General features: G+C 48.8%; 11 protein-coding genes. 10 read left to right on the top strand and 1 reads right to left on the bottom strand.

The genetic code is table 11. The features are described from left to right. The first annotated feature begins 14 nt into the window (after positions 1–14). The 7 genes from FHW36_RS08350 to FHW36_RS08320 all read left to right on the top strand — a co-directional run bounded on the left by FHW36_RS08350 (position 15) and on the right by FHW36_RS08320 (position 10,958). Positions 15–2,609, top strand: coding sequence for a DUF7133 domain-containing protein (locus FHW36_RS08350; RefSeq protein ID WP_145665541.1), 2,595 nt, complete (start codon positions 15–17; stop codon positions 2,607–2,609). 146 nt (positions 2,610–2,755) lie between these two features. After that, positions 2,756–3,604, top strand: a complete 849-nt coding sequence (locus FHW36_RS08345; RefSeq protein ID WP_145665539.1) for a chromate resistance protein ChrB domain-containing protein — start codon at positions 2,756–2,758, stop codon at positions 3,602–3,604. A 98-nt stretch (positions 3,605–3,702) separates the two neighbouring features. Further along, positions 3,703–4,665 (top strand): DUF1259 domain-containing protein, encoded by a 963-nt coding sequence (locus FHW36_RS08340; RefSeq protein WP_145665535.1) that lies wholly within the window; start codon positions 3,703–3,705, stop codon positions 4,663–4,665. Positions 4,666–4,759: 94 nt separating this feature from the next. Then, the gene (locus FHW36_RS08335; protein WP_145665533.1) at positions 4,760–5,227 is read left to right on the top strand and encodes a chromate resistance protein ChrB domain-containing protein; all 468 of its coding nucleotides are present in this window, start codon (positions 4,760–4,762) and stop codon (positions 5,225–5,227) included. 85 nt (positions 5,228–5,312) lie between these two features. Further along, positions 5,313–6,692, top strand: coding sequence for a TolC family protein (locus FHW36_RS08330; protein ID WP_145665531.1), 1,380 nt, complete (start codon positions 5,313–5,315; stop codon positions 6,690–6,692). 17 nt (positions 6,693–6,709) lie between these two features. After that, positions 6,710–9,856, top strand: coding sequence for an efflux RND transporter permease subunit (locus FHW36_RS08325; RefSeq protein ID WP_145665529.1), 3,147 nt, complete (start codon positions 6,710–6,712; stop codon positions 9,854–9,856). Then, positions 9,840–10,958 carry an efflux RND transporter periplasmic adaptor subunit gene (locus FHW36_RS08320; protein WP_186452348.1) on the top strand — a complete coding sequence of 373 codons (1,119 nt, stop codon included), beginning with the start codon at positions 9,840–9,842 and terminating at the stop codon, positions 10,956–10,958. The genes FHW36_RS08325 and FHW36_RS08320 overlap by 17 nt, the downstream gene beginning before the upstream one ends. A gap of 58 nt (positions 10,959–11,016) precedes the next feature. Here FHW36_RS08320 and folE read toward each other — a convergent pair whose 3' ends face one another. After that, on the bottom strand, positions 11,017–11,637 hold the full coding sequence (gene folE / locus FHW36_RS08315) for a GTP cyclohydrolase I FolE (protein WP_145665523.1): 621 nt from the start codon (positions 11,635–11,637) through the stop codon (positions 11,017–11,019). A 328-nt stretch (positions 11,638–11,965) separates the two neighbouring features. Here folE and galB point away from each other — a divergent pair, with 328 nt between their 5' ends. The 3 genes from galB to FHW36_RS08300 all read left to right on the top strand — a co-directional run bounded on the left by galB (position 11,966) and on the right by FHW36_RS08300 (position 16,412). Beyond that, on the top strand, positions 11,966–14,506 hold the full coding sequence (galB, locus tag FHW36_RS08310; RefSeq protein ID WP_145665518.1) for a beta-galactosidase GalB: 2,541 nt from the start codon (positions 11,966–11,968) through the stop codon (positions 14,504–14,506). 245 nt (positions 14,507–14,751) lie between these two features. Continuing rightward, the gene (locus tag FHW36_RS08305) at positions 14,752–15,138 is read left to right on the top strand and encodes a VOC family protein (protein WP_145665515.1); all 387 of its coding nucleotides are present in this window, start codon (positions 14,752–14,754) and stop codon (positions 15,136–15,138) included. Between the two features lie 44 nt (positions 15,139–15,182). Then, positions 15,183–16,412: a glycoside hydrolase family 27 protein gene (locus FHW36_RS08300; protein WP_145665511.1), complete on the top strand. Its 1,230-nt coding sequence runs from the start codon at positions 15,183–15,185 to the stop codon at positions 16,410–16,412. The last annotated feature ends 69 nt before the right edge of the window (positions 16,413–16,481 follow it).

Here is a 16,481-nt window from a genome sequence, read left to right as displayed (position 1 = left end):
GTAATTTTATTGCCATGAAAAAAAGATCTATTGTCACATTCTTGCTTGCCAGCGCTTCTGTGCTGATTTACCATTGCAGTATTCCCCGACATAGCGTATCCATGCCAACAACGGCCAGTGAGAAGCTACCCAGGGATTCTTCAGGAAAGATAATCGTACGGTCGAATCCTGACGGCGCCTATTTATCACCCGAACAAAGCCTGGCTGCTATTCATGTGCCAGATGGCTATCATTTGCAGTTAGTGGCAAGTGAACCCATGGTGAAAGAACCTGTGGCCATTGCCTGGGATGGCAACGGCCGTATGTTCGTGTCTGAAATGCTTACCTATATGCAGGATGTGGACGGATCAAATGAGAATGCACCCATATCGAGAATTTCGCTGCTGGAAGATACCAACGGCGATGGCATGATGGATAAAAGCACGATCTATATCGATAGCCTGGTATTACCCCGTATGATCCTTTGCGTAGGTAAAAAACTCCTGGTGAGCGAAACCTATACCAATAACATTTGGTCATATGAAGATGTAAACCAGGATGGTAAAGCTGATAAAAAGGTACAGGTATTCGGTAACAACACCCCGCACACCGGGAACCTGGAACACCAGCGGAGTGGCCTTATATGGAATATTGATAACAAGATATATGTCACCTACGAAAATCTCCGGTACCGGTACAGCAACGACAAACTTATTGCAGACACCATGTCTACCGGTTATGGACAATGGGGTATTGGCAATGACGACTACGGCAGGTTATATTTTTCTGCTGCGGGAGGTGAAGTACCCGCCTACGGTTTCCAGATGAATCCTTTCTATGGCCGGTACGATGTTCCGGAGCAGTTGGCAGATGGCTTTAACGCGGTATGGCCTATAATAGCCACACCTGATGTACAGGGTGGACCGGCCAGGTTGCGTCCCGACAGCACGCTGAATCATTTTACCGGTTGCTGTGGGCAGTCTATCTTCCGGGGAAATGCGCTCCCTGACGACCTGAAAGGCGATCTTATTATCTGCGAGCCCGTGGGTCGGTTGATCCGCCGTGCCAAAGTACTTAACCAGCATGGCATCAGGGTGCTACAGAATGCATATAAACAGGAAGAGTTTATTGCCGCTACCGATATGAATTTTCGGCCGGTGAATACGGCCAATGGACCGGATGGCTGTTTATATATCGTGGATATGCATAGAGGCATTATCCAGGAAGGAAACTGGACACGCCAGGGAAGCTATCTGAGGCCCGAAATACAGAAACGTGGATTAGATAAGAATATTAGCCATGGACGAATTTATCGCCTGGTACATGATGGATATAAGCCAGGCCGCCAGCCCAATATGTTATCGGAGGATGGCAAAACACTGGTGTCTTACCTTTCTCATGCCAATGGCTGGTGGAGAGATAATGCGCAAAAGGAACTGATCGTGCGGCAAGACCCGTCGGTATTGCCGGCATTAACGGATATGTTGGAGAAACATACCAATGAATTGGCCCGTCTCCATGCCCTGTGGACATTGGAAGGCCTGCATGCCGCCAACCAACCTGTCCTGGCAATAGCGATGAAAGATGCCAGTCCGCAGGTTCGTAAAGCGGCGGTCATCATCAGCGAGCAGTTTATGAAACTCCAGGACACCGGTGTAAAAGACCTGCTAACAAGCCAGGTGAATGAACCTGATGCCGATGTACAGGCCCAGCTGGTGGCAACCCTCTCCTATTATGCACCTGGCGAATCAAAAAAAATGCTGGAGCATTTTGCCGTGTCCGGCAACAATACAAAAAACCTGACCGCTATTGCAACATTGATAGAAAAGAACAGGAATCAAAAAATGTATGGATTTGATTTGAGCGGCATGCCTGCAAATGAAAAAAACATCATCCTTAAAGGACAGGAAACTTTTCAGCAAGTTTGTGCCACCTGTCACGGCGACAACGGAAAAGGAATCTCCATTGGCGGCGCTCCTATGGCGGCTCCCCCATTAGCCAACTCTCCCCGGGCAGGCCACCCGCTTATGCTCATCAACATTCTTCTGCACGGCTTATCCGGGCCTATCGGCGGAAAAACTTATCCCGATGTGATGGCGCCGCTCGGAGCTGCTAACAGTGATGAATGGGTATCGAATGTACTCAGCTATGTACACTACCGGTTCAGGCCAGCTGGTAGCGATTTTACCGTGATACAGCCGGAAGAGGTCAGGAAAATAAGGGCATTAACAGAAAATCGTTCGGCACTATTTACTATCTCAGAACTAGAAAATTTTCACCCGGCAGAAAAGCCCTCAATGGTAGTTGCTAAATCAACAACGGTGGCAAAGAAGGAAACTGCTATTCCGAAAACGACTAGCCCCAGCAGCTCATCAGCATTTGCCACAGAAAAGAAACTGCTGGCAAAACTCGACTGCAGCGCTTGTCACCGCCCGGATACAAAGCTGGTAGGCCCATCCTATAAAGCCATTGCACAAAAGTATAAAATCAACGATGTCAACGTTAACAAGCTGGCCGGCAAAGTCGTTGCCGGCGGAAGCGGCAACTGGGGCACCACTCCCATGGTCCCCCACCCGGCACTTAGCCCGGCTGATGCACGGAAGCTTGTGAAATATATCTTGTCGCTTTAAACAGGCAACTGTTGACAAAAGAGAAAAGGCTTGTAAATCGTAGTTTACAAGCCTTTTCTCTTTTGCGCCAATGACAGGTCGATACCTGTTATCAATAAATTACCTAAACAACACTAAATTACAGCCAGTATCAAGTACCAGCTGTTATGAAGTGGATCACCCGTGAACGCCCTAAAATTGACCGGATTGCCTGCCCATGGCTAATTAAACGTTTCATAGATGCAGACGCTGTGTTTATGTATGTTCCTGCCGGCCAGGTACTATCCACAGCGGAGGCCGAACAGGCGATTCCTTTTGACATTGCCGGGGTGGAATACACACATTATGAGGATCAATGTACATTTGACTATATCCTGAAGAAACATAAAATTGAAGACCCGGCCGTCCATATAATGGCCCCTATTGTACGGGGCGCCGATACAGACCGCCACGACCTGGCGCCCCAGGCATCTGGCCTGTGGGCCATTTCCGCAGGCCTGGCCTACAACGAATCCGAAGACGCGGCCTTGCTCGAAAAAGGCATGCTGCTATACGATGCGCTTTACAGCTGGGCCAAATATCTCCAGCATGTTAAGCACACGCAACAGCCATTTGAAAACCAGCTGATCGACATTTTTAAAAAATTTCTTCAACAGGAAAAAGAAAGCAGGAAAATACCCGGCTGGGCCAAAGAACTGAAAGAAATCATCCAGGACCAGATCGACACTAACCTTAACTTAAGCCTGAAAGGATTATCGGAAACGCTCCAGGTACATCCAGCCTATTTGTCGAGAGAGTTTTCAAAATACTTCGATGATTTGTCCTTTGGTGATTATATCCGTAAGCTCAGGATCGATAAAGCGACCCAACTGTTAAGCACTACCGATCATTCCCTCACGGAAATCGCCTACCTGACAGGGTTTTCAGATCAAAGTCATTTTACCCGGATTTTCAAGAAGTTCACTGGTAAAAGTCCTTCTGCTTATAAAAAGGAAATGATAAAAAGTAAAAAATAGACTAAACCTTATATTTCGTTCTATTTTTGGGCATCGGGGAATTGGAAATTGCGGTTTGAGCACTTTTTGCATCTCATTAAATCTGTAATACACCTGTTATGAAACGCGTTATTTCGCATCTTCTTGTCACCGCCTCCATGGCCACATTACTGGTGGTAGCCTGTAATAATCCATCTCAACCTGCTAACAATGCAGACAGCAGCAAACGTAATAACATCCTGTGTCCCCCGGGCACCAGCAAACTGGATGTGCAGAAAATTGAAGCTGTAACGGGTATGAAAGGTGTAGCCAAAAATGGCGAATACAAAATAACGGTTCCTCAAAATGACCTGAATGTGGTAGTAGATGGATTTAAAATTATCCCACCCATGGGACTGGGAAGCTGGGCTGCATTCACCCCTTGTGCCGACAGCGTAATGGTTATGGGCGATATCATTGTTACAGAAACCGACCTGGCGCCCGTTCAACAGGAAGTGATACGCCAGGGCTTTGCCATTACCGCTATTCATAACCACTTTGTCCGCAACCATCCCAACGTGATGTATATGCACATAGATGGCCGGGGCAAAGCAGCGCAAGTAGCGGCCAACGTGAAAGCCATCTTCGACAAAGTAAAGGAAGTGAGAGGTAAAGATCCTAAAGAGGGCAACGCCGACAGCGTACAGAATATCATCAATATTGCCCATCTCGACAGCATTATCGGACATAAAGGAGAGATGGCCAAAGGCGTATATAAGTACACCATTGGCCGGCCGGATGTAGCATTACAGGAACATGGCATCCCCATAAGCAGCTTCATGGGTTTCAATACCTGGTCGGCCTGGCAGGGCACAGATGAAAAGGCCGCAGTGTCGGGCGATTTCACCATGCTGGAAAATGAAGTAGCCCCTGTTATCAAAGCACTGGTTGAAAACGGGATTGAAGTCGTAGCCGTACACAATCACATGGTACACGAACAACCCCGCACCTTTTTCCTGCACTATTGGGGAGTAGGCCCGGCGGAAAAACTGGCCCGGGGTTTCAAAGCCGCGCTGGATCAGACAGCAGCAGGCCGCAAATAATTTCCGTCAAAAGTAAAAAATAGACTAAACCTTATTATTCGTGCTATTTTCCCAATATCTATAGTATGAACTTGCAGGTATAACATCCAACATCATGAAATGGATTACCCGCGAGCGTCCTAAAATAGACCGTATTGCTTGTCCATGGCTGATATTCCGCTTTATCGATCCCGATGCGGAAATCATCTACGTACCTGCCAACCAGGTACTGGAAAAAGCACGGGAATATGACGCCATTCCTTTCGACATCCCAGGTGTAGCACATTCCCACGAAGGAGAATTTTGTTCTTTTGACTACTTTCTCAAAAGATATCAGCTGGATGACCCGGCCCTGCTGCAACTGGCTGTGATTGTCCGCGCGGCAGATACGGACCGGTTCCATCTTGCCCCGCAGGCAGCAGGACTCTGGGCTATTTCGGCCGGACTTTCGTATAACCATGAAAGTGATACAGAGATGCTGGAAATAGGCCGAAAGGTATATGATGCCCTCTACAGCTGGGCAAAATACCGGCAATCGGAGCAACATACCTGGGCTGAAACGCTGCCTCCAAATAAACAATAGCATTGCAGTGCCCGCTGATAGGGGATTCCGGCCCGGGAATAATTTTTTAATATAAAAAAGTTTATTATATAGATATATTTGACGAATGAATGCTTCTCATAGAAAGATGATCCTCCTTGGCAGCGCCATTCTATGCTCTCTCCGCGTTTACGCACAACAGAAAACGCTGCATATAAAGGATGTACTAACACTCGTACAATCTTCTCAACCACAAATAAAGGCCTACGAAGAACAGACCAAAAGCAGTCAATATAACATAAGCCTGGCAAAAAACACTTTGTTGCCGGATGTAAATATCGGCTACCAGGCAGGATATGCCACCTACAACAATATCACTGGTATGAGCTATCCCGGCTTAATATTACCAATCAGCGGTCCGCCGTCTGCAGGTAATATTTATGACCCGGTGCCCGGTACTGCTGCCGGCATTATGCTGAAGTGGAATCCTCTCACGTTTGGCCAGCGGAGTGCTGCTATCGAAAAAGCCACGGCCCAATACAAACTGGCCAACAGTACCTACAACGATGCCCTGTTCCGCCAACAGTATGCGGCCTTATCGGTGTACCTGGATGCGGTATATCTGCAAAAACTGATGCAAACATACCAGGCCAATATCGACCGCACCAATGCAGGGCTACAGCAATCGCTGGTCTTTACCCGGGAAGGACTACGCCCCGGCATAGACACCACACAATTTCAATCAGCATTGGCGCAAGCCAAAACAGACCTGCTGATCGTACAGCGACAATACTATGCTCAGCTGGCCGAACTCACCAGGATAACGGGACTGCCAGACCCACCAAACCACCTGTTCCTCGCCGATACTACGCTCCTCAGCCAGTTACCGCAAATGGCCGACACTACTGCCGGACCAACCGCTAACCCGCTGTATCAATACTACCAGGTGAAAAAAGAAGTAACGCAAACATCATTGAAAGAAATAACACGCACCTGGCGACCGAAGCTCGACCTATGGGCCAATGCCTATGCGAGAGGTTCCGGCGTTAAAGCTGATGGCAGCATCGATAAAGCAGACGGCTGGTCGCTCTCCCACAAAAATTACGGCGCCGGCGTCCAAATCAGTTTCCCCATCCTTCAATTCTCAGAAGTACAACTGAAAAAAAAGCAGTACAGCGCTATGCTCAAAGCAGATGAAGCGCAGCTCGACCAGGTTACACTCAACCTCCAAAAGCAAAAAGAAGCTAGCCGGTACAACTACGATCAGAATATCCTGATTACCAAACAAGCCGTGGTGCAATCACAGGCAGCACGCTTCGCTTTTGAAGGACTGAAATTGAGCTATGCCAGTGGGTTAGTAGATTTTACCCGCCTGATACAAGGCCAGTACGATCTGCTCAAAGCAGAAACCGGGGAAGCAGGCGCATTTCTGCAAGCCTGGCGCGCCCTGTTGGACATCGCGGTGGCAAACGGCCAGCTGGCCACGTTTACGGACAACCTGAAATAACGATATAAGCAAGCATTATGAAGCTAATCCGCTCGGCATTACGACATCCGGTTACCATCCTGGTAGCTGTGCTGTTTATTGCATTTTTCTCTTACCTCTCCATCCGTCAGGCCAAGGTGGATATTTTCCCGCGACTGGGACTGCCGGTGGTGTATGTGGCGCAGCCATACGGAGGGCTGTCACCCGAACAAATGGAGGGTTTTGTTACCTCTTACTATGAATATCATTTTTTGTATATCACCGGCGTAAAATCTGTCGATTCCCGGAATATACAGGGTGCGGCACTCATTAAGATTGAGTTCAACGAAGGCACCGACATGAGCCAGGCTATGGCTGAAGTGGTTGGATATGTTAACCGTGCCAGGGCCTTCATGCCTCCCGGCACCGTGCCGCCTTTTATCACCCGCTTCGATGCAGGCAGTGTGCCGGTAGGTCAGCTGGTATTCAGTTCCGATAGCCGCTCATTAAGTGAAATATCCGACCTTGCCCTGTTCCGCGTCCGACCCATGTTTGCTACTTTACCGGGTGTATCGGCGCCACCACCCTTCGGTGGTAACCAAAAAACAGTGCTCATCACGATCGATCCTGATAAGCTGCGGAGTTATAACCTGGCGCCCGACCAGGTAGTACAGGCCATCGCTAAATCGAATTCCATATCGCCCGCGGGTAATGTGCGCATTGGCGACTCTACCTACATTACGCCGCAGAACAGCGTGATTGAATCATTGCAGGACCTGCAGAATACGCCGCTCCAATTAGGCGCAGGACCAACGGTATACGTAAAAGATATTGCCAACGTAAGCCTCGGCGCCGATGTGACTACCAGCTATGCCCTGGTGAATGGGAAGCGTTCTGTATATATTCCCGTTACCAAAAGGGCCGACGCTTCCACCTGGGATGTAGTGCAACGGGTAAAAGCGGCATTGCCCGACATGCAGGCGGCTATACCATCGGATATAAAAGTGACTTACGCTTTCGATCAATCAGGCTATGTGATCAACTCATTAAAAAGCCTTTTGTTTGAAGGTGGACTGGGTGCCATCCTTACCGGCTTAATGGTGCTGCTCTTCCTGGGCGACAAGCGCAGTGCGCTCATCGTGATCATGACCATCCCCCTGGCATTGCTTTCATCGGCCATCCTGTTGTACCTCACGGGACAAACCATCAACATCATGACATTGGGTGGCCTTGCATTGTCCGTCGGTATCCTGGTAGATGAAGCTACCGTTACCATAGAAAATATTCACCGGCATATGGAAACGGGCAAAACCAAAGCCCGCGCTATTGCCGATGCCAGCATGGAAATAGCCGGTCCGAAATTGCTGATCCTGCTGAGTATCCTCTCCGTATTTGTTCCCGCCATGTTCATGAATGGCGTTCCCCGGGCGATGTTCATGCCATTATCGCTGGCCGTGGGTTTTGCGATGATTGCCTCATTTATTTTATCACAAACATTTGTGCCCGTGGTGGCCAACTGGCTATTCAAACCATCGCTACCAGCGCAGGAAAGAAAGGTACCCGGATTTTTCGACCGGTTAAAACAACGTTACGTTACTGCCGGCGAGCGCCGCAAATTCAGCTTCCGGTTAGATACCGTGTTATTTCTCCTGGTTTCTATCGGAGGGGCGATCCTGCTTTTCACCTTCACCGGCACCGAATTATTTCCGCAAACCGACAGCGGACAAGCGCAAGTGCGGCTACGCTTACCCGTAGGCACCCGCTTTGAAAGAACAGAGGACGCCACCCGGAAACTGTTGTCGCTGACCGATAGCATTGCAGGGAAACAAAACATAGCTATCACCTCCGCTTTCATAGGTACCCAGCCCTCCAGTTACCCGGTCAACTACATTCACCTGTGGACCAGCGGGCCCCATGAAGCCGTGTTAAAAATAAAACTCAACCGGGGGGCGATGCCTATCGCCACCTTCCGGGAGCAGCTGCGGGCAGCGGCTATAGCGGCTATTCCCGGTGCTAAACTGTCGTTTGAACCCGGCGATATCGTAGAGCAGGTGTTAAATCTCGGCAGCAGCAATCCCATAGAAATTGCCGTGGTAAACAAGAACCTGGCGGAAGGCAAAAAAACAGCGGAACAGCTGGTAAAAAAGCTGTCGGCCATCCCTTCCCTGCGTGATCTTCAGATAGCAACGCCGACCGACTATCCGGCGATCCGGCTGGAAGTGGACCGCGTAAAAGCGGGCCAGCTAGGGCTTACCAGCGAGCAAATTGCCCGGTCTACCGTGGCCGCTACATCTTCCAGTCGCTTTACCACACCCAACTACTGGCTGGACAAAGCCACCGGTACTGCCTACCAGGTGCAGGTACAGTATCCTGAATTTAAAATGAACAGCACCAGTCAACTGGAAGCCATCCCTGTTTCCGGCGGCAACGGCACCACGCACTACCTGAGCGAAGTGGCCAGCTGGAAACGGATATCCATGCCAGGAGAATACGACCGGCTGAATCAGCAACGCTACATCACCATTACGGCTAACGTGCATAAACAGGATCTGGGATCCGTTTTTAAACAGGTGAAACAGACCATCGCAAGCATCGGGCAACTACCCAACGGCGCCAAAATAATTTTGCGCGGACAGCCTGTCCTCCTGGAGGAAACCCTCACTAGTCTGCAGTTTGGCCTACTGATCGCTATCGTGGTCATCTTCCTGGTAATGGCGGTATATTTCCAATCATTCCGGGTAGCCTTCACCGTATTATCTGTTATTCCGGCCGTGGTAGCGGGTGCGCTGCTCTTTTTACTGCTAACCGGCAATTCGCTGAATATACAATCCTACATGGGCACCATCATGGCAGTGGGTGTGGCCATTGCCAACGCGGTACTTTTTATTACTAATGCAGAACATTACCGGAAAAACAACGTAACGCATCCGCAGCTACAGGCGGCTGAAAACCGGCTCCGGCCCATTCTCATGACCAGCGCCGCGATGATTGCCGGTATGATTCCTATGGCATTAGGGCTATCGGAAGGCGGCGATCAAACCGCCCCCCTGGGCATCGCGGTAATAGGAGGTCTATTATTCTCTGCCATCAGTGTATTGTTCTTTCTTCCGCATGTTTACCAATGGGTGGCGGGAAGAAAAGTGTACAAATATGTTTCCCTGGATCCTGACGATGAAAAAAGTACTTACTATGACAAACAATCATAACATATCAATCAACTATATGCGGATCATCGCTTCTTTCTCTTTACTGCTCCTTATTTCAGCTTGTGGTCAGCACACGCCTGCACCGGATGCAGGTACAAATACACCCGCAGCGGATACCGTGCCGGTATTCATCCTGAAACAGGATACGCTGAAAAAAACAGCAGAATTCACCGCCGAACTGATGCCTTATGAAAACGCCGAACTCTTTGCGAAAGTCCAGGGCTTTGTCAAAGAAGTGAAGGTAGACATGGGCGACCGGGTGAAGAAAGGCCAGGTGCTGGCAGTAATAGAAGCGCCGGAAGTAAACAGCCGGCTGGCCGAATCGGAAGCGGCCCTGCAGGCGGCTAAATCGAGATGGGCATCCAGTAAAGATAACTACGAAAGGTTGTACCGGGCATCACAGGCCAATACACCGGGTATTGTTGCCCCGGTAGACCTGGAACGCAGTCGTAACCAGATGCAGGCCGACAGTGCCTCCTTTGTAGCAGCAGGCCGGCAGGCGCAATCCTATAAAGCGGTATCAGGATATCTCTATATCATTGCTCCTTTCGATGGCGTAATTACCGCCCGTAAGGCAGATCCCGGTGCACTGGTAGGTACCAACGCCATGTTACTGACCATACAAAACAACAACGTGCTGCGTTTACGTGTAGCCGTTCCTGAGATATATGTCGCTGCTGCCGGAGGCCTTACCAATATTGACTTCAGGGTGGATGCCTACCCCACAGAACGTTTTAAAGCAGCGCTTGCCCGCAAGTCAGAAACAATAGATCCTAACACCCGCACCGAGTTATGGGAGTTCAAAGTAGATAATAACGATCACCGTTTAAAGGCAGGTGTTTTCTGTTATGTAAAGATTCCACTGGAAAGAAATACCCCCTCCTTTGTTGTCCCATTCTCATCGGTAGCCACCACCCAGGAAAAGAAATTTGTTATCCGGGTAAAAGACGGAAAAGCAGAATGGGTAGATGTTCGCCAGGGAATGACTGTCGACGCTGGCGTGGAAGTATTTGGTAATATAACTTCCGGAGATACGTTGCTGAAAAAGGCAACGGATGAAAGAAAACCGGGGAGCACCGGCCTCTGGATGGTAAAAAAATAATGCCAGCCCCTGCAAACACCCAATACCATGTCTGCCGGGGCATTATTCCATCACACTATTAAATAGCCAGCAGGCTGTAAAGCTCACTGCTGCGTTCCTTCCTAAGAAATTCGCCGTGCAAACTCTGGGTAACCGTGGAACAACCGGTATGGTTAACGCCCCTGGAAGCTACGCATAAGTGTTCTGCTTTGATAATGACCGCTACATCTTCCATCTCCATCACCTTCTTCAGGTATTCGGCGATCTGGATGGTTAATCGTTCCTGCACCTGTGGCCGTTTGGAAAAGTATTCCGTGATCCGGTTCAACTTGGACAAACCGATGACCATACCTTTGGAAATATAGGCAATATGCACTTTGCCAATGATGGGAACGAAATGATGCTCGCAATAAGAGTATAAGGGAATATCCTTTTCCAGTACGATTTCGTTGTACTTAAATTTATTTTCAAACAGCGTCACAGAAGGCTCATTCACAGGATTCAAGCCTGAAAAGGTTTCGTTCACGAACATTTTAGCTACTCTGCCCGGGGTGTCTTTCAGGCTGTCGTCTTCGAGGTCGAGGCCAAGGGCCAGCATAATCTCGCGAAAGTGATACCGGATCACTTTAATCTTCTCTTCGCTTGTCAATGTTATGTTACTGTGTGCTACAATCGACTCTTTCGCAAAATCTGTCTGCATGTTTACCTGGTATTTGATGGTTATATGATAACCATAGTATTAGATTTTTGTTTGTATAAGATTAGAGAGATGAGGTTATAAAAGGTTACAGGATTTTGCCAAAATTTTTAAGGGGAGCCATTGTAACCGATTGTTGTGATGGCGGTGAAAGAAACCGGGCAATATAACGCCAGAAAAAGCTAAAACTGTAACATCTCATCCGCCGGATATTTCCTTCCTTTGCAGGATGCCTGTTCCTTAGCCCCACGTTTCAAAACAATTGTATACCGGCTTTCTAAGGATAAATGACAGGATACAGGTGATTTAATCACATTAATTTGATAGAACAATGAATAAGCGTATGGCTTTTCGCCTGGTACTGACAGGATGGTTATATCTGTTAACCATCGGTACATCCGCCCAGGCACAGACCTCCATAGTGAGGATGGGCGCTGCAAACACCCAATTGTTTGATGATGGATGGCTGTTCTCCCGTTTTGGATTACAAGCAGATGGTTCCCGTAGAGAAGAACCAGCACACCTGGAAGAGGAACACCTCGCGGATGGCGCCTGGCAACAGCTCAACTTACCACACGACTGGGCCATTACAGGACCATTCCGTATAGAACTGGACGGCAATTCCGGTAAGTTACCCTGGAAAGGTATTGGCTGGTACAGAAAACATTTCAATATACCTGCGGCCGATGCTGGCAAGCGCATTTTTGTGGACTTCGATGGGGCCATGGCCTATGCCAAAATATGGGTAAATGGCCAGTACGTGGGTACCTGGCCTTATGGTTATAATTCCTTCAGAATGGATATTACCCCCTACCTCCATGCAGGTAAGGAAAATGTGATAGCCGTAAGATTGGATACGGAGAGCTGGGATTCGCGCTGGTACCCCGGCGCCGGGATCTACCGCCATGTTTGGCTCGTAAAAACAAACGAGGTACACGTAGCCCACTGGGGCACCTACATCACTACGCCCACGGTAACAGATAAAGCAGCGGCTGTACAGGTGAAGGTAACTGTAGATAACCAGGGAGCCTCACCGGTAAAGGCTTTAGTACGTACGGATGTCTACGAATTAGACATTCATAATAAACCAGTAAAGAAAATTACGGCTACCTCACCTACCGCTATCACCATTGCTGCGGGCAATAATGCCATAACTAATGCTACTGCCAATGTCATTGCCCCAAAACGCTGGAGCATTGAAACCCCTCATCGCTACCTGGCGCAAACTATTGTTTCAGTCAACAACAAAACGGTGGATACGTATAATACCGCGTTTGGTATACGTACCATTGCATTCACTCCACGGGATGGGTTTCTGCTGAATGGAAAGCGGGTGGCCATCAAAGGCGTATGTAACCACCATGATCTGGGCGCCCTGGGCGCCGCTATCAACAAAAGTGCCCTGACCCGGCAATTAAAGATATTAAGTGCCATGGGCTGTAATGCCATTCGTACATCGCATAACCCTCCTGCACCTGAATTACTGGAGCTGGCCGACCAGCTGGGATTCCTGGTATGGGATGAAGCTTTCGATGCATGGAAGCATGGAAAAAGAAAGAACGACTATAACAAACTTTTCCCCGACTGGCGGGAAAAGGACCTGCAGGCACTGGTACATCGCGATCGCAATCATCCATCCGTGGTCATCTGGTCTATTGGCAATGAAGTGATGGACCAGCGGGATGTGGCTATCACCAAAGAACTGGCAGATATTGTACGTAAAGAAGACTCCACACGCCCCGTATCCAACGCTTATAATGATCCTGATGGCGGCCGTGAGTCAGGCGCCGCAATGGCCCTGGGCCTGATGGGAGTCAATTATTTCTTCTCCGAACAGGCCAAATGGGACGCCGATCCCAGGTATAAAGACATGCCCACCATGGGCAGCGAAACCTCTTCCTGTGTGAGCACACGTGGTGAATATTTCTTTGATGGAGATTATAAAAACTGGCAGGTATCTTCCTATGATAATGCTAAACCCGGCTGGGGATGCTCACCCGATGAGCAATTCCGCACCAACGCCAAATATCCGCATCTGCTGGGCGAATTTGTATGGACCGGCTTTGACTACCTGGGCGAACCTACTCCCTATAACTCAGATGAAACCAACCTGCTCAACTTCCGCAATGACCCTAACAAGCGTGCAGAACTTGAAAAAGCACTGGAAGCACTCCGGAAAAATAATCCTCCTTCCCGCAGCAGCTATTTTGGCATCGTAGATCTCTGCGGGTTTCCGAAAGACCGCTTCTATAGCTACCAGGCGCACTGGCGCCCCAATCTTCCCATGGCGCATCTCTTCCCGCATTGGAACTGGCCGGAGAGAATAGATTCCATCGTTCCCGTTCATGTATATACCTCGGGCGACGAAGCGGAACTATTCCTAAATGGTAAAAGCCTGGGCAGAAAGACGAAGCAGCCAGGTGTAAATTTCAGGTTGATCTGGAATGATGTGAAATATACTCCCGGAGAATTGAAAGTAGTGGCTTACAAGGATGGCAAGCCCTGGGCAACGGATGTAATAAAAACGGCTGGCAGCGCAGTCAAACTCTCCCTGCAGCCTGAAAGTAAAAGTGTTGTCAACGACGGTGAAGACCTTTGCTATATTACCCTCCGCGTGCAGGACAAAGACGGTATTATGGTGCCGCGTTCGCATCCCCTGGTTACTTTCTCAGTAGAAGGCCCGGGCGAAATCGTTGCCACCGACAATGGTGATCCCACTTCTTTTGTACCCTTTCAAAGCCACGACCGCCCGGCATTTAACGGCATGGCGCAGGTGATCGTAAAAGCGAAGAAAGGCGCAAAAGGTAAACTCATTGTGAAAGCAGCGAGCGAAGGACTGTCGCCGGCAGCGGCAATAATTGAAGTCAGATAATCATATTGAGCCTTACTCCCGGCAATGGTGCCGGGAGTAAGGCTTAATAACTATTCTCCTAAAAAGGGAGGCTTGCCGCTATCCCATCATAAACATGATGGAAATGCCCCGAAAAATTTCGTAACCAACCACCTAGTTTGATGAGTTTATAGGCTATTTTTGAGAACGCTGATGAGTAATATCAGTATAAAACTGTTGCTGCAGCATATCTAACAAAAAGCTGTTAACCATAAAACTTTCAGGATATGAAAACAAAAAAGATCTGGGCTAATTTCAGCGTTCAGGATTTAGAACGTACCACTAAGTTCTACCAACAACTTGGATTTAAACACAACGGAGCATCAGATCAACTGACCAGCTTCTTCTTTGGCGAAGAAAACTTTATCATCCATTTCTTTTTGAAGGATATACTTGAACCCGCCATGATGGGGCCAATTATTGATTCAACTACTGGAAATGAAATTATATTTACCCTTGCCGTTGCTACCCGGGAAGAGGTGGATAGTTGTGAAAAAGAAGTGCAACAAGCCGGCGGAACGATTATTTCCAGGCCAACAGAATTTGGAAAAGGTTATTACGGTTTCGTGTTTGCTGATCCGGATGGTCATAGGTTCAATGTGTTTCAAATGTAGCGTTATAGCTGATGAAACATCCAACGCGGAATAAACAGTCAACAATGATAAATAAGAAAATGAAAGGGGCTACACTGGCTGTCTGCTTGATGTGGTGCTCCCTGGTGGCCGTTGCCCAAAACACGCCGGCCAAACCACGGACGCCCATCATGGGCTGGGCCAGCTGGAACAACTTCCGCGTCCACATCAATGAAAAACTTATCCGGGAACAGGCCGATGCCATGGCGCAAAATGGGCTGAAGACAGCGGGCTACCGGTATATCAACATTGATGATGGCTTCTTTGGCGGCCGGAATAAAAACGGGGAATTGCAATACAATGCACAACGCTTCCCAGGTGGTATGAGGCGGCTATCGGATTATATACATAGCAAAGGCTTACGGGCAGGCATTTATGCGGAGGCTGGTGTTAACACCTGCGCATCTATCTGGGACCAGGACACCATCGGGTCAGGGTCGGGGCTCTATGGACACGATGAAAAAGACCTGACCCTGTTACTGAAAACATGGGGATACGACTTTCTGAAAGTTGATTGGTGCGGCGGGAAAGACTTGGGTCTCGATGAGCAACTACGCTACACACAGATCTCCAATTGGATCAGGATCATCAAGCCGGAGGTAGTTTACAATATCTGCCGCTGGCAATTTCCCGGCAAATGGGCCCCGCTGGTGGCCGATTCCTGGCGGATCTCCGGTGATATCGACAATAATTTCGCGTCCATTCTCCGGATCATTTCACTCAACGCCGACCTGTGGCCCTATTGTTCCCCGGGGCATTTCAACGATATGGACATGCTGCAGGTAGGCAGGGGTATGAGTTATGATGAAGATAAAAGCCATTTCTCCATGTGGTGTATCATGAACTCTCCCCTGCTGCTCGGCAACGACCTCCGGAAGATCTCCCCGCAAACCTTATCCATCGTTACCAATAAGGACGTCATTGCTTTAAACCAGGACCCGCTCTGCTACCAGGCCAGGAAATTCCGCGATACATTGGGCATACAACTCTGGGCCAAACCACTGATCAGCGCAAGCAGCGGACAGGTGGCGGTAGCACTGTTAAACACCACTAATGTGCCGGTAACGGCCGAACTGAATATAGGAGCTATCGGCCTAAATCCCGATAAATCAGTTACCGTACGCGATCTTTGGAAACATGAAGAGGGAAGGATTTCTCCTGGCAAACAACCAGTTTACCAGCTGCCAGCACATGGGATTGTGGTGCTGAAGATTACCGGAGTGAGCATACCTTTCAATATTTTCACGAAAAGCTAAATAAGCAGTGCTGAAATAAAAAGGCTTGTAAGCAACGCTTGCAAGCCTTTTTCAATAGTTCCGGCAATA

The organism is Chitinophaga polysaccharea (assembly GCF_007829335.1).
Classification (GTDB): Bacteria; Bacteroidota; Bacteroidia; order Chitinophagales; family Chitinophagaceae; genus Chitinophaga; species Chitinophaga polysaccharea_B.
This window is presented reverse-complemented; position numbering and strand designations above follow the sequence as displayed.